This is a genomic window from Marinicauda pacifica, assembly GCF_004793635.1.
GTDB lineage: Bacteria > Pseudomonadota > Alphaproteobacteria > Caulobacterales > Maricaulaceae > Marinicauda > Marinicauda pacifica.
On sequence record NZ_SRXV01000001.1, the window covers coordinates 393046 to 405922 of the forward strand.

14 protein-coding genes are annotated in these 12877 nt (G+C 65.6%); 11 read left to right on the forward strand and 3 right to left on the reverse strand.

Going from position 1 to position 12877, the window contains the following annotated elements:
• Window positions 1–38: 38 nt before the first annotated feature.
• The 3 genes from E5162_RS02000 to E5162_RS02010 all read left to right on the forward strand — a co-directional run bounded on the left by E5162_RS02000 (window position 39) and on the right by E5162_RS02010 (window position 3407).
• On the forward strand, window positions 39–926 hold the full coding sequence (locus E5162_RS02000) for a 50S ribosomal protein L11 methyltransferase (protein ID WP_233342119.1): 888 nt from the start codon (window positions 39–41) through the stop codon (window positions 924–926).
• Between the two features lie 62 nt (window positions 927–988).
• Window positions 989–2821, forward strand: coding sequence for an aminopeptidase P family protein (locus tag E5162_RS02005; protein WP_135943273.1), 1833 nt, complete (start codon window positions 989–991; stop codon window positions 2819–2821).
• A gap of 40 nt (window positions 2822–2861) precedes the next feature.
• A complete protein-coding gene (locus E5162_RS02010) occupies window positions 2862–3407 on the forward strand; it encodes a hypothetical protein (RefSeq protein WP_135943274.1) in 546 nt (181 codons plus the stop codon).
• 3 nt (window positions 3408–3410) lie between these two features.
• On the opposite strand, the gene E5162_RS02015 is transcribed toward E5162_RS02010, so the two are convergent.
• Window positions 3411–3848: a hypothetical protein gene (locus tag E5162_RS02015; RefSeq protein ID WP_135943275.1), complete on the reverse strand. Its 438-nt coding sequence runs from the start codon at window positions 3846–3848 to the stop codon at window positions 3411–3413.
• 238 nt (window positions 3849–4086) lie between these two features.
• On the opposite strand from E5162_RS02015, the gene E5162_RS02020 reads away from it, so the two are divergent.
• The 4 genes from E5162_RS02020 to E5162_RS02035 all read left to right on the forward strand — a co-directional run bounded on the left by E5162_RS02020 (window position 4087) and on the right by E5162_RS02035 (window position 7351).
• The gene (locus E5162_RS02020; protein ID WP_135943276.1) at window positions 4087–5673 is read left to right on the forward strand and encodes a lysine--tRNA ligase; all 1587 of its coding nucleotides are present in this window, start codon (window positions 4087–4089) and stop codon (window positions 5671–5673) included.
• 83 nt (window positions 5674–5756) lie between these two features.
• The gene (locus tag E5162_RS02025; RefSeq protein WP_135943277.1) at window positions 5757–6596 is read left to right on the forward strand and encodes a tetratricopeptide repeat protein; all 840 of its coding nucleotides are present in this window, start codon (window positions 5757–5759) and stop codon (window positions 6594–6596) included.
• Between the two features lie 101 nt (window positions 6597–6697).
• Entirely contained in the window at window positions 6698–7117 is a 420-nt protein-coding gene (locus E5162_RS02030; RefSeq protein ID WP_135943278.1) for a hypothetical protein, read from the forward strand.
• Window positions 7118–7351, forward strand: a complete 234-nt coding sequence (locus E5162_RS02035) for a helix-turn-helix transcriptional regulator (protein ID WP_135943279.1) — start codon at window positions 7118–7120, stop codon at window positions 7349–7351.
• 38 nt (window positions 7352–7389) lie between these two features.
• Here E5162_RS02035 and E5162_RS02040 read toward each other — a convergent pair whose 3' ends face one another.
• Entirely contained in the window at window positions 7390–8016 is a 627-nt protein-coding gene (locus E5162_RS02040; protein ID WP_135943280.1) for a S24 family peptidase, read from the reverse strand.
• 119 nt (window positions 8017–8135) lie between these two features.
• On the opposite strand from E5162_RS02040, the gene E5162_RS02045 reads away from it, so the two are divergent.
• On the forward strand, window positions 8136–8483 hold the full coding sequence (locus E5162_RS02045; RefSeq protein ID WP_135943281.1) for a DUF952 domain-containing protein: 348 nt from the start codon (window positions 8136–8138) through the stop codon (window positions 8481–8483).
• Window positions 8483–9520 (forward strand): quinone-dependent dihydroorotate dehydrogenase, encoded by a 1038-nt coding sequence (locus tag E5162_RS02050; RefSeq protein ID WP_135943282.1) that lies wholly within the window; start codon window positions 8483–8485, stop codon window positions 9518–9520. Before E5162_RS02045 ends, E5162_RS02050 begins: the two co-directional genes overlap by 1 nt.
• Here the strand turns inward: E5162_RS02050 and E5162_RS02055 are convergent.
• Window positions 9517–10830: an MATE family efflux transporter gene (locus E5162_RS02055; protein WP_135943283.1), complete on the reverse strand. Its 1314-nt coding sequence runs from the start codon at window positions 10828–10830 to the stop codon at window positions 9517–9519. The two genes, E5162_RS02050 and E5162_RS02055, sit on opposite strands and share 4 nt — an antisense overlap.
• Window positions 10831–10925: 95 nt before the next feature.
• On the opposite strand from E5162_RS02055, the gene ahr reads away from it, so the two are divergent.
• Both ahr and E5162_RS02065 read left to right on the forward strand, forming a co-directional pair.
• Window positions 10926–11933 carry an NADPH-dependent aldehyde reductase Ahr gene (gene ahr / locus E5162_RS02060; RefSeq protein ID WP_135943284.1) on the forward strand — a complete coding sequence of 336 codons (1008 nt, stop codon included), beginning with the start codon at window positions 10926–10928 and terminating at the stop codon, window positions 11931–11933.
• Window positions 11934–11944: 11 nt separating this feature from the next.
• Window positions 11945–12865 (forward strand): histone deacetylase family protein, encoded by a 921-nt coding sequence (locus E5162_RS02065; protein ID WP_135943285.1) that lies wholly within the window; start codon window positions 11945–11947, stop codon window positions 12863–12865.
• Window positions 12866–12877 lie beyond the last annotated feature (12 nt).

Consider the following 12877-nt stretch of genomic DNA (forward strand, 5'->3'; position numbering starts at 1 on the left):
TAAGCCGGGCCGGTTTTGAAGATTGGAGCACGCATCGAATGGCAATGGACATGATCTGGCGCATGGTCGCCATTGGCCCGGCAGACCATCTGCGCCCGGCGCTGGAGCGCCTGGAGAACCAGGACCCGAGCCCGGTGCTGGGCTGCTCCCTGTTTGAGGAAGACGGGCCGGAAACGGTGCGCTTCGATGTGCTGTTCGCCGAGCAGCCGCGGCTAGACGAGTTCCTGGAGGCCCTGGGTATCGATGAGGCGCAGTGCGAGATCGCGTTCGGGCCGTTGCCGGAAGAAGACTGGGTCCGCCTGTCGCTGGAAGGGTTGAAGCCCGTCGAGGCGGGCCGCTTCGTCGTTTACGGGGCGCATGACCGCGAGAGCGTCCCGCCGGGCAAGACCGGTATCGAGATCGAAGCCGGACCGGCGTTCGGCACCGGCCATCACGGGACGACGAAAGGCTGCCTGATCGCCTGCGACCGCCTGGCTGATAGCCAGTCGCCGAAACGGGTTCTCGATCTTGGATGCGGCACCGGTGTGCTGGCGATCGCCGCCGCGCTGGTCTGGCCGCAGGCGGAAATCGTGGCCACCGACATCGACCCGGAAGCCATCGAGGAGACCGTGGTCAACGTGAAGAAGAACAAGGTTGAGGCACGCATTGAGAGCTTTGTCGCGGACGGGTTCGACGACGAGCGGCTGAGCGATCCGTACGATCTGATCTTCGCCAATATCCTGGCGGGCCCATTGCAGCAGCTTGCCGCGGAACTCGCGCAGCGTCTGACACCGGGCGGTGTGGCGGTCCTGTCCGGCCTGCTCGAACACCAGATCGACGCGGTGGAGGCCGCCTATCGCGGCGCGGGTCTGACCCCGGCCGGCCAGGAGCTGATCGATGGCTGGGCGATCCTGACCGTCAGGGCAGAGGGCCGCGCTACCGCCTAGTTCCTGCCGACTATGGGCGACATGAGATTGAAAGCGTCATCGGCTCCGCTTACCTTGCCCGCATGACACACCAGATTCAGAATTTCGACGTCAAGGGCGGCCCGCAATACGGACGCCAGAACCTGCCCAAAATCCGCGAGGCGCTCGACGCTGCGGGCCTGGACGGCTTCATCATTCCCCATGAGGACGAGTACAATAACGAGTACTTGCCCGATTATGCGGAAAGGCTGTCCTGGGCGACCGGCTTTACCGGCTCGGCCGGCGCGGCAATCGTAATGAAGGACCGCGCCGCGGTCTTCGTCGACGGACGTTATACGGCGCAGGTGAAGGTCCAGGTCGATGGCAAGCTGTTTGACTACGCCGATCTGGACCCCGGCGTCGCCGGCTGGATCCGCGAACATGCGCGCAAGGGCGAGCGTATCGGCTACGACCCGCGCCTTCACTCGCCCGATGCGATGGCGCGCATCCAGGACGCGGCCGATCGCGCCGGCGCGGAACTGGTCTCGCTCGACACCAATCTGATTGACCGGGCCTGGGACGATCAGCCCGAACCGCCGCGGACCCCCGTAAGTGTGCATCCGGTCGAATTTGCCGGCGAGGACCACGAGTCCAAGCGCACGCGCATCGGCGACTCGATCAAGGATGACGGCGCAGATGCCGCGGTCCTGACCGATCCCACATCGATCGCCTGGCTTCTGAACGTGCGCGGCAATGACGTGGAGCGGTCGCCGCTTCCGCTGGCATCGGTGATCCTGGAAGCCGATGGCCGCGTCAGCCTGTTCATCGAACCGTCCAAGCTGGACGACGAGGTGCGCAGCCATCTCGGCAATGCGGTGAGCATTCGCGATGAGAGCGAGTTTGCCGACGGTCTTGCAGAATTGGCGTCCAAGACCGTCCGCGTCGATCCCGGTTCCTCCTCGGTGTGGGTCTTCGACACGCTGAACGCCGCAGGCGCCAAGGTGCAGCGCAAGGCCGACCCGGTCGCCCTGCCCAAGGCCTGCAAGAACGCCGCGGAAGTCGAAGGCTCGCGCCAGGCGCATGTGCGCGATGGCGCCGCCATCGTGAGATTCCTGCACTGGCTGGATACCGAAGCCCAGTCCGGCGACGTGGACGAGATCACGGCCGCCCAGAAGCTGGAAGAGATCCGCAAGGCGAACCCGGAGCTGAAGGATCTGTCCTTCGAGACGATTTCCGGGGCCGGACCGAACGGCGCTCACCCCCACTACCGGGTGAATACCGATACGAATCTGAAGCTGGAAAAAGACTCCCTCTACCTGGTCGATTCCGGCGGGCAGTATCGCGACGGCACAACGGACATCACGCGTACCGTCCCCATCGGTCAGCCGACGGCGGAAATGCGCCGGCACTTCACGCTCGTGCTCAAAGGCCATATCGCGCTGTCGCGCGTGCGCTTCCCGCAAGGCATTACCGGCAGCCAGCTCGACGCGCTGGCGCGCGAGCCGCTGTGGGCGGCCGGACTGGACTATGACCACGGTACCGGACATGGCGTGGGCAGCTATCTGGGTGTGCACGAAGGTCCCCAGCGCATTTCCAAGGCGCTGAACGCGATCGCGCTGAAGCCGGGCATGATCCTGTCCAACGAGCCGGGCTTCTACCTGCTCGGATCGTACGGCATCCGGATCGAGAATCTGCAAGTGGTCACCGAGCCGGAAGAAATTCCCGGCGGGGACCGCAAGATGCTGGGTTTTGAAACCCTGACCATGGCGCCGATCCACAAGGGCCTGATCGATACGACCTTGCTGTCGCCGACCGAGATGGCGTGGCTGGATGCCTATCACGCCACCGTGCGCCAGCGCATTGCGCCGCTGGTCGACGGTGAGGTGGCCGCGTGGCTGGAAGAGGCCTGCCGTCCGTTGACCGGGGCAACGCCTTGAGCCGACATCGCAATGCCGCGCCGGCGCCCGGCGTGGCACGATGACGGGTCCGCGATACGCGCTCGCCGCGGCGTTCGCCTTCCTGGCGGCGGCCTGCTTCTATTCGGAAGAGGAATTGATCGGGTTCTGGGGTGCGGATCGCGCCCTGGAGCCCGGCTTCTACACCCATACCCCCTTCCATCCTGAAGGCGGGGAATGGGGCAGGCCGACCTGGGCGGGAGAAATTGCCTACGAGAACCGGCGCTATTCCTCGCAGGTCGCAAATTTCCCCCATCCCGGCGCAAGGCTGCACCGCCTGGACGGGGATATCTATATCGTGCAGTGGGAACGCCAGGACGGGGTCGGCTACGCGATCGCGTTCGATTATCCCGGCATGCTGACCTATCACATGCCCGACTGCTCGGCCCTGCGCGAAACGGTGCGGGCCGAGGCCGGGGTCGTTCTCGGCCCGGAGGGATATTGCCGCATCGACTCGCTGTCCCAACTTGAGGACGTCATGCGGCTCTATCTGCGCGAACTGGACGGAGACGTCCGGCTGGACGGCATCTACCGCCGGGCCGACGCGGACTCCTGGGCAGAGTCCTGATCTCTAGCCTCCGCCGCCGGGCGTGAAGCTCGGGCTGTCCGAGGCCGGGAAACTCTCCTTCATCGCCTCGTCGACCTTGTTCTCATCCTTGTCGGACTGGGACTTTTTCTTCTTCTCGTCCTCGCGCTTGCCGCTCTGGTTTTCTTCACTCAAGCGTTTCTCGGTCATTTCAGCCTCCTCTAGCGGGTCAGTCGTTTCTTCGGTTTGAGGTAATTGCTCGCCAAAGCGTTCACCGCGGCCGCCATCGATGGCCTGGTCCACGGGAACCTTCGCTGCGCCCGGATCGCTGTCGAACGGGCGGCGCTGGTTGGTCCGGTCGAGGTGCTTTTCTTCGTCAAAGACTTCGGCTTCGACCTGGTCGTCAGCCGGATTGTCCATGGATGCGTTCTCGCCTTCGGGGCCGGGGTTTGCCGGTGTCGGTCTGCTGTTACGGTCAGCCATCGTGAAACCTCCCATGGGTTCAGGTGTTGACGAGGTAACGCGCGAGTCGGGCGCTGCGATCCCTCCTGCGTGCAGGTTCGGGCGAAATCGGTCCTGCTACGCCGGGGTGTGCGCCCTGCCGGCATCATGCGCGATTCACGGCCGGATTAGCGCGCCCGGAGCGCGGGAGGATTGACTGTCACTCCGCCCGGGCCTAGGTGGCGCTGCACTCTGATGCCGTGAACACAGGACGCCTTTCATGACCGATTTCTCCCAACTCGCCGCGAATGCCAAAGCCTGGCCGTTCGAACTGGCGCGCGAGGTGGAGAAACGCGTGGCGAAGACCAAGGCGCCCGGCGATACGGTCATCTTCGAGACCGGTTACGGGCCCTCCGGACTGCCGCATATCGGCACGTTCGGCGAGGTGGCGCGCACGACGATGGTCATCAACGCCTTCCGGGTGCTGACCGGTGATCGCTACAAGGTGCAGCTTCTGTGCGTCTCCGACGATATGGACGGCATGCGCAAGGTGCCCGACAACGTGCCCAATCGCGAGGAGTTGGCCGGCTATCTCGACATGCCGCTGACCGCGGTACCCGATCCGTTCGGGACCCATGACAGCTATGGCGCGCACATGAATGCGCGCCTGCGCGCCTTTCTCGACCATTTCCAGTTCGACTACAGCTTTGCCTCCGCGACCGAGCTGTACCGGACCGGGCGGTATGACGACGCCCTTCGCGCCACGCTGGAAAGTTTCGACAAGATCATGGCGGTCATGCTGCCCACGCTGGGTGAGGAGCGGCGCAAGACCTATTCGCCTGTGCTGCCGATTTCTCCCAAGAGCGGCAAGGTCCTCTACGTGCCGATGAAGGCGGTCGACGCGGCGGCTGGAACCGTCACCTTCGACGACGAGGACGGCGAGGAGCAGACGGTCAAGGTCACTGGCGGCGGTGCCAAGCTGCAGTGGAAACCCGATTTCGGGATGCGCTGGGCCGCGCTGGGCGTCGATTTCGAGATGTTCGGCAAGGACCACCAGGCCAACGCCCCGGTCTACTCGAAAATCTGCCGGATTCTGGGCGGGAACCCGCCGGTCCAGTTCGTCTACGAGCTCTTCCTCGACGACAAGGGCGAGAAAATCTCCAAGTCCAAGGGCAACGGCCTGGCGGTGGAAGACTGGCTGCGTTATGCGCCCTGGGAAAGCCTGTCCATGTACATGTTCACGAAGCCGAAAACGGCCAAGCGGCTGTTTTTCGACGTGATCCCCAAGGCCGTGGACGAGTATCGCCAGCACCTTGAGGCCTATCCGAAGCAGGAGCCGGACAAGCAGATCGAGAACCCGGTCTGGCACATCCATAACGGCCAGCCCCCGGTGCCGGGTGCCAATATCTCGTTCTCGCTCCTGCTCAACCTGGTCTCGGCGGCCAATGCGTCCGACAAGGATACGCTGTGGGGCTTCATCAGCCGCTACGCCCCGGAGGCGACGCCGCAGAGCGAGCCGTTCCTGGACCGCCTGACGAGTTATGCGATTGCCTATTACGAGGACTTCGTAAAGCCGGCCAAGGTCTATCGCGCGCCGACCGATCAGGAACGCGCAGCGATGGAAGACCTGGCCGCACGGCTGAAGGCGCTGGACCCGGCCGAGACCGATGGCGAAGTCATCCAGACCGAGGTTTTCGCGGCCGGCAAGGCGCACGATTTCGAGCCGCTGAGAGACTGGTTCAAGGCGCTCTACGAAGTGCTTCTGGGTCAGAGCCAGGGGCCGCGCTTCGGTAGCTTTGCGGCGATTTACGGCCTGCCCAAGACGATCGAACTGATCGAGGGCGCGCTGGCGGGTGAAAACCGCTAGGCCGGAGTTCGGCTGCCAGCGGGCCAAGCGCCAATCTGTGTTCCGGTCTGGATTACTCGCCCGTCCGGGCTAGCCTTGGCGTCATGAAGATATTCGTCAGCCTTTTCGCGTCCTGTCTTGCCGCCTCCGCCATCGGAGTGGCGCACGCCCAGACTCAGCCCCCCGAGCTGCAAGGCGAGGGACCGGCCGCGGTCGAACCGGCAGAAAGCCTGGTCACCGCGCTGGCCCTTGAGGAGGCGCGCGCCGCGTTCGAGGCCGGCGCGCTGGGCCAGGCCGAGCGCCTTGCCGCCGAGGCCGGCACGAAGGCGGGCAATCTGCTGGCCGCTGAGGCCGCACTGACCCGACTGATGATCTGGGAGCCCGAGCTCGACCGCGAAGATGCGGCCGAGCGCGCCGATCACTATGCCGACCTGGTCCTGCAGGTCGATGCCAACCCGGCGCAGGCCCATCTGCGCAAGGCTACGGCGCTGGGCTACCGCGCGCGCTTCCAGCCGGCCTGGCGCGCCTTTCTCAGCGGGTTGCCCCAGGCCTCGCGAGACCATTTGCGCGCGGGTCTGGAGCTGAATGACGACGACCCGCACCTCAATGCCGTCTATGGCGCGTGGAATCTCGAAGTCGTGCGGCGGGCCGGGGAGGGACGCCTGGGTGCCAGCCAAGAGGCCGGGCTGGAGCATTTCGCCAAAGCGCTCGACGAGGCGCCGGACGATGTGGGTATCGCCTATCATTTCGCACTGGCCATGCTCGCACGCGGCGGGGAGGACTCCCTGAGCCTCGCGCGAGACGCGCTGGGCCGCGCGATCGATGCCGCAGCTGACGATGTGCGGGCACGCGCACTCCAGCCCATGGCGATCGAGCTGCTGGCGTTGATGGACCGCGATATCGAGGCCGCGCGCGACGCTGCGATCTACCGGCTCGAGAACTAACGCTCCTTTCCCGATAAGTCGATTTTTGTTGACGCGATGGCAGCAATTTTTTACATCCCGGCATGTCAAAAAAAGTCGACATGAGATCAAAGGAGTTTGACATGTCGTTTCAAGAAAAAAGCAATCTGGTCATGACGGTCATCACCGCCCTGGTCTACGGAGTATATTTTGCCAAGGTGATGCCTCCAGCCCTGAGCGAAGGGCCGTCCATGGATCTGGTCATGCCTTACCTGTTCGCGGCGGTCGTTTTCCTCGTTGTCGGCGGGGTCGTCGCGCACATCCTGGTAGCGATGGCGGCGCCGAACGAGCCCGACATGTCCGACGAGCGCGATACGCTGATCGAGATGCGCGCAGATGCACGCTCCGGTTACGTGATGAGCGCAGCGGCGGTGCTCTCGCTCGGCCTGGCGCTGATGGGCCAGCACCTGTTCTGGATCGTGCACATGATCCTGGGCGGGCTGGTGGCGGCGGAGCTGGTCAAGGGCGTGCTGCGCGCCATCGATTACCGCTTGGGGGGCTGAATGGCGAAATCGACCCGCATCAAGAACCGTATCCGCGAGCTGCGCTTTCACGCCGGCGAAATGACCCAGGCCGAACTCGCCAGGCGGATCGGGGTCACACGCCAGACCGTGCTCGCCATCGAACAGGGCAAATACTCGCCATCGCTCGAAGTGGCATTCCAGATCGCGGCCGTGTTCGAAACCCCGCTGACAGACGTGTTCGAATACGCGCCGGACGATTCGCGCCAGGCCTGACCGCGCGAGGTTCGCGAAGAGACGTGCGGGCCGTGCGGCTACTGGCTGGCCCAGACGATACGCGCCATCCAGACCATGTCCCGGATTGCGAGGATCCGGTTTTCATAGGCGTCGTTGAGCGAAATGAGTTCGGCGGTCTCGGCGGTGACGCGGCCGAGCTCCTTGGCCATCACTTCCCCGTCGCGGGTCTTGACCACGACACGGTCGCCGCGCCGCGGCTGGGAATGGGGCGCGACCACGATGCGGTCGCCGGGCCGGTAGACCGGCCGCATCGAATCCCCGCTGATCTCCAGCGCATAGGCCTGATCGTCCTCGACGCCAGGAAAATAGATCTGCTCCCACCCGCTGCCGGCGGGAAATCCTGCATCGTCGAAGAAGCCGGCATTTCCGGCCTGGGCCAGCCCGATGAGGGGGACGGCGCGGCCCGCCTCGCGCCCGGTGGCCAGACCGGCGAACTCGTCAAAACTGACACGTGCGGCGAAGAGCGCCTTCGACAGGCTCTCGGTGGACGGCCAGCGCGGCTTGGTGCCGTCCGAGGCAAAGCGCTTGGACGGGTTGAAGGTCGTCGCGTCGAGACCGGCTTCGCGCGCCAAGCCGGACGGCGACAGACCGGCGCGTTCGGCCAAACGGTCGATTCCCCGCCAGATCTGAGCGTGTGTGAGCATGGCGGCTTTTCCTCATCGATCTGAATTAAGTCGCGCGGAAGGAATTTTTTCCTCTAATCCTGCGCGACGTCAAGTCTAACTGCTTGCGCCTCCGGCGCGGCGAGGCTATGCGCGCGCTCATGACCGACACCGTGCTCTACCGCTTCGCCGATCCGGCAAGCCTGGCCGCCGCTTCTGCTTCCGGAGAGTTCCGGGGCGAGGCGCTCGACGAACAAGACGGATTCATCCACTTGTCCACGCGCACCCAGCTTGCCGATACGCTGGACGCCCACTTTGCCGGAGTGGATCGAATCGCCCTGGCCGAGATTGACGGCGCGCATATCGCCGACATCGTGAAGTGGGAGGTATCCCGCGGGGGAGAGCGCTTTCCCCATGCCTACGGCGCGATCCCGTTCTCGGCCATCGAAACGGTATATCTGCTCCGGCGCGGCGAGGACGGCGCCTGGCAATGGCCGGAGGCGCTGTGATGAGCGTTTACGACCTGGCGACACGCGCCTTGCACCTGCTTCCGGCTGAAACCGCCCATCGGGTGACGGTCAAGGCGCTCGGCCTCGGGCTGGGACCGGTGGACCGGTCGACGCCGGATCCGATCCTGCAGACCTCCATTGCCGGCATCGAGCTGGCCCATCCGCTGGGGCTGGCGGCCGGATTCGACAAGAATGCCGAGGCGCCCGACGCCCTCCTGCGCGCCGGATTCGGCTTCGTCGAAGTGGGCGCCGTGACGCCGCGCCCGCAGGCAGGCAACCCCAAGCCGCGCGTTTTCCGGTTGAAAGAAGACAAGGCGGTGATCAACCGCATGGGCTTCAACAATGAGGGGCTGGACGCGCTCAAGGCGCGGCTGGAGGCGCGAAAGGGCCGCGGGGGTGTCGTGGGCGTCAATCTCGGGGCCAACAAGGACTCCGATGACCGGGCGGCCGATTATGCCCATCTTCTGGGTGCGCTCTCCGGGCTGGCAGATTTCTTCACGGTCAATATTTCCTCGCCCAACACGCCGGGCCTGCGCGGGCTTCAGTCGGGCGGCGCGCTCGATGCGTTGCTCCAGCGCGTCACAGACACGCGCTGGGCCGAACCGGTCTTCCTGAAGGTCGCACCCGATCTCCAAGAGGGCGCGGTGGAGACGATCCTGGAGGCGGTGTCGCGCTACACCCTGTCCGGTCTGATCGTCTCCAACACGACGGTCGCCCGGCCGGACACCCTCAAATCGCCCCATGCACAGGAAACCGGCGGCCTGTCCGGCCAACCGCTCTATGTGCCGTCGACAGAGGTGCTGCGCGCGTTCCGGCGGGCGGCCGGCCGCGATCTGGCGATCATCGGCGTGGGCGGAATTTCGTCAGGCGAGACCGCCTACGCCAAGATCCGCGCCGGGGCCAACGCGCTGCAGCTCTACAGCGCGCTGGTCTATCAGGGACCGGGGGCGGTGGTGCGCATCCGCGACGAGCTGGCCACCTGTCTGAAGCGGGACGGGTTCTCGAGCCTGTCCGATGCGGTCGGCGTGGACGCCTAAGTCGCGAACTGACGGCGCAATCCCGGCCAGCCTGCGAGCAGGGTGACGGCGCGCGCGACGTAGTAGGCCAGAAAGGCCAGCCACAGCCCGGTTCCGCCAAGGGCCGGGCGCAGGGCAAAGTCGAGCGCCACGTAAATGAGAAGCGAGGCAATCATCGCATTGCGCATGAGCGGGCCTTGCGTCGTGCCGATCATCAGGCCGTCCAGCTGCCAGCTTGCGACACCTGCCACCGGAACCAGGGCGCAGAAGGGCAGGAAGCGACGCGCCATTTCCCGTGCTTGCGGGTCGGTGGTCAGCAGGTCGACGAAGGTGCCGCCGAATACCCACAAGATGAGCGAAAGCGCGATGGCGAAGGCCAGAGCCTGTTCGCTGGTCAGACGAAGGGCATGCATCAGCCCGGTCCAGTCCTTGCGTCCGGCGGCCTTGCCGACAACCGCTTCGGTCACGTGGGCGAAAGCATCGAGGAAGAAGGCGCTCAGCGAGATGAACTGAAGCAGGATGGCGTTGCCGGCCAGCACCGCTTCGCCTTCGCGAAGGCTGGCTTCGTTGAACCAGTAGAAGCCGGCGATGAGGGCGACGGTGCGCAGGAAGATGTCGCGGTTGACGGACAAGAGACGTCTGAGCGGAGCGGCCGCGAAGAGATGGGTCAGGCGCGCGGCGGGCCGGGGCTTCAGCACGACCATCACGATCGCGCCGGCTGCGGCCAGGTGGACCCACTGGGCAAGGGCGCTGGCGGCGCCGACCCCGGCGAGCCCCCAGTCGAACCCGAAGACGAACAGCACCGAGAGGCCGGCATTGGTAAGGTTCAGCACGATCTGAAGCGTCAGAGCCAGTCCGGTACGCGACAGCCCGATAAGCCAGCCATAGACTGCATAGCCCGCCAATGCTGCTGGCGCGCCCCAGATGCGCGCGGAGAAATAGCGGCCTGCGCCGCCTTCCACGGCCTCCCCGCCGGAGAACACCCACAGGCCAAGCTCGCGCAGGGGCAGCTGGAACACGATGAAGGCCAGGCCGAAGGCGAGGCCCAGCCCCCCAGCGCGCACGAGGGTCGCGCGCAGCTCGCTTTCGTCGCCTGCCCCTTCGGCCTGGGCGGTCAGCGCCGTGGAGCCCATGCGCAGGAAGCCGAGCGACCAGAAGAGCGCGTTGAAGATCAGCGTGCCCAGCGCGATGGCGGCGATATCGCTGGTGTCGCCGGTGCGGCCTACTACTACTACGTCTACCAGACCGACCAGCGGCGTCGCGATATTGGCGGCCATGATCGGCACGGCCTGGGCGAGGACCGATTGGCGGGTGAGGGGGGCTGCGCTCATCCGCACGCGATTAAGCGCTTCATTCAAGGGTCGCAAGAGCGTGATTTCGCCCTAGTCTCCCCCAGTGGACACGAACAGCAAGAAGGAAACAGCCGATGATCCGGGCGTATGCCACCAAAGAAGCCAACGGCAAGTTCGAGGTGATCGAGTACGATCCCGGCGCGCTCAAGGCCGACGATGTCGAGATCGAGGTGGAGAGCTGCGGGCTTTGCCATTCCGACCTGTCTCTGGTCGATGATGAATGGGGCGTCACCCAGTTCCCGATTGTCCCGGGCCACGAGGTGATCGGGCGGATCGTCGAGACGGGGCCGGCCGTGACGCATCTCAAGACCGGCGACCGGGTCGGTGTCGGCTGGTTCTCGCGGTCCTGTCTGACCTGCACGCCATGTATGAGCGGCGATCACAATATGTGCCCCTCGGTCGAACAGATCGCGGTCGGACGGCCGGGCGGCTTTGGCGAGCGGGTGCGCGTGCAGGCGAGCTGGGCGAACCGGCTGCCGGACTCGCTGGACCCGAAAAAGGCCGGGCCGCTTTTCTGTGGCGGCATTACCGTGTTCAATCCGCTGGTGCAGTTCGGTGTGCGCCCGACCGACAAGGTGGGCGTCATCGGTATTGGCGGCCTGGGCCATCTGGCCCTGCAATTCCTGCGGGCCTGGGGCTGCGAGGTGACCGCCTTTACCTCCACCGGCGCGAAGGCCGACGAGGCCCGCCGCTTCGGCGCCCATCGCGTGGTCGACAGCCGCGACAAGGACGCCCTCAAGGCCGAAGCGGGCCGCTATGACTTCATTCTTTCCACCGTGGCCGTGCCGCTGGAATGGGGGCGCTATTTCGCGGCGCTCGCTCCGCGCGGGCGTCTGCATACGGTGGGCGCAGTCTCCGAACCCATCGAGGTTCAGGCCTTCTCCCTGATCGGCGGGCAGAAATCGCTGTCCGGCTCCCCGCTGGGCAGTCCGGCAACGATCCGGCAGATGCTCGATTTCTGCGAGCGCCATGACATCGCACCCCAGATCGAGACGATGCCCATGAGCCGGATCGATGAGGCCTTCCAGCGCCTGCGCGACGGGAAGCCGCGCTACCGCATCGTGCTGGAGAACGATTTTTAGGGCTCCCCGTAATGGCCCTGCCCATCGTCTTCCACGAGGCCTATGTGGCGCGTGACGTGCTGGCACGTCACCGCTTTCCCATGGGCAAGTTCAGGGCCGTGGCCGAAGCGCTGGTGGCGCAGGGGCTGGTGGACGAGATGAGCGGCTTCCACCGCCCCGAACCGGCCCCGGCGCGCTGGCTGGAGCTCGCGCATACGCCCGGCTATGTCGAGCAGGTGCTGGGATGCCGGGTCGGGCCTGCGCTGGAAAGGCGCATCGGCTTCAAGATGACCGAGCCGGTGGCCCGGCGCTCGCGTTGCGCCGTGGCGGGAACCCTGCTCGCCGCGCGCCTCGCCCTCGAGACCGGCGCGGCGGCCAATACCGCCGGGGGCAGTCATCACGCCATGCCGGACGGCGGGGCGGGTTTCTGTGTGTTCAACGATGTCGGCGTCGCGGCCAAGCTGATGCTCACCGAGGGATTGATCTCACGCGCACTGGTCATCGATCTCGATGTTCATCAAGGTGACGGGACGGCCCGGATATTCGAGACCGACCGGCGTGTCTTCACGCTTTCCGTCCATTGCGAAACCAACTGGCCGCGCCGCAAGGCGATCTCGGACCTGGACCTGGGACTGGATGCCGGGGTGGACGACGACGCCTATCTGGCAGCCGCGCGCGCCGCGATTGAAGACGCCCTGGAAGCCAGCCGCCCCGATATCGTCTTCTACAATGCCGGGGTCGACGTGCACCGCGAGGATCGTCTCGGTCTGCTCGATATCACCGATGAGGGGCTGGCCCGCCGCGAACGCATGGTCTGCGACGCGGTGATGCGCCGGGGTCTGCCCATCGTCGGCGTGCTGGGCGGGGGATATACGCACGATCTCGACGCGCTGGCGCGCCGTCATACGATGATGCACGCCGCGCTCGCAGACGGGCTGCGCCGGTTCGCATGAAAAAAACCGCGA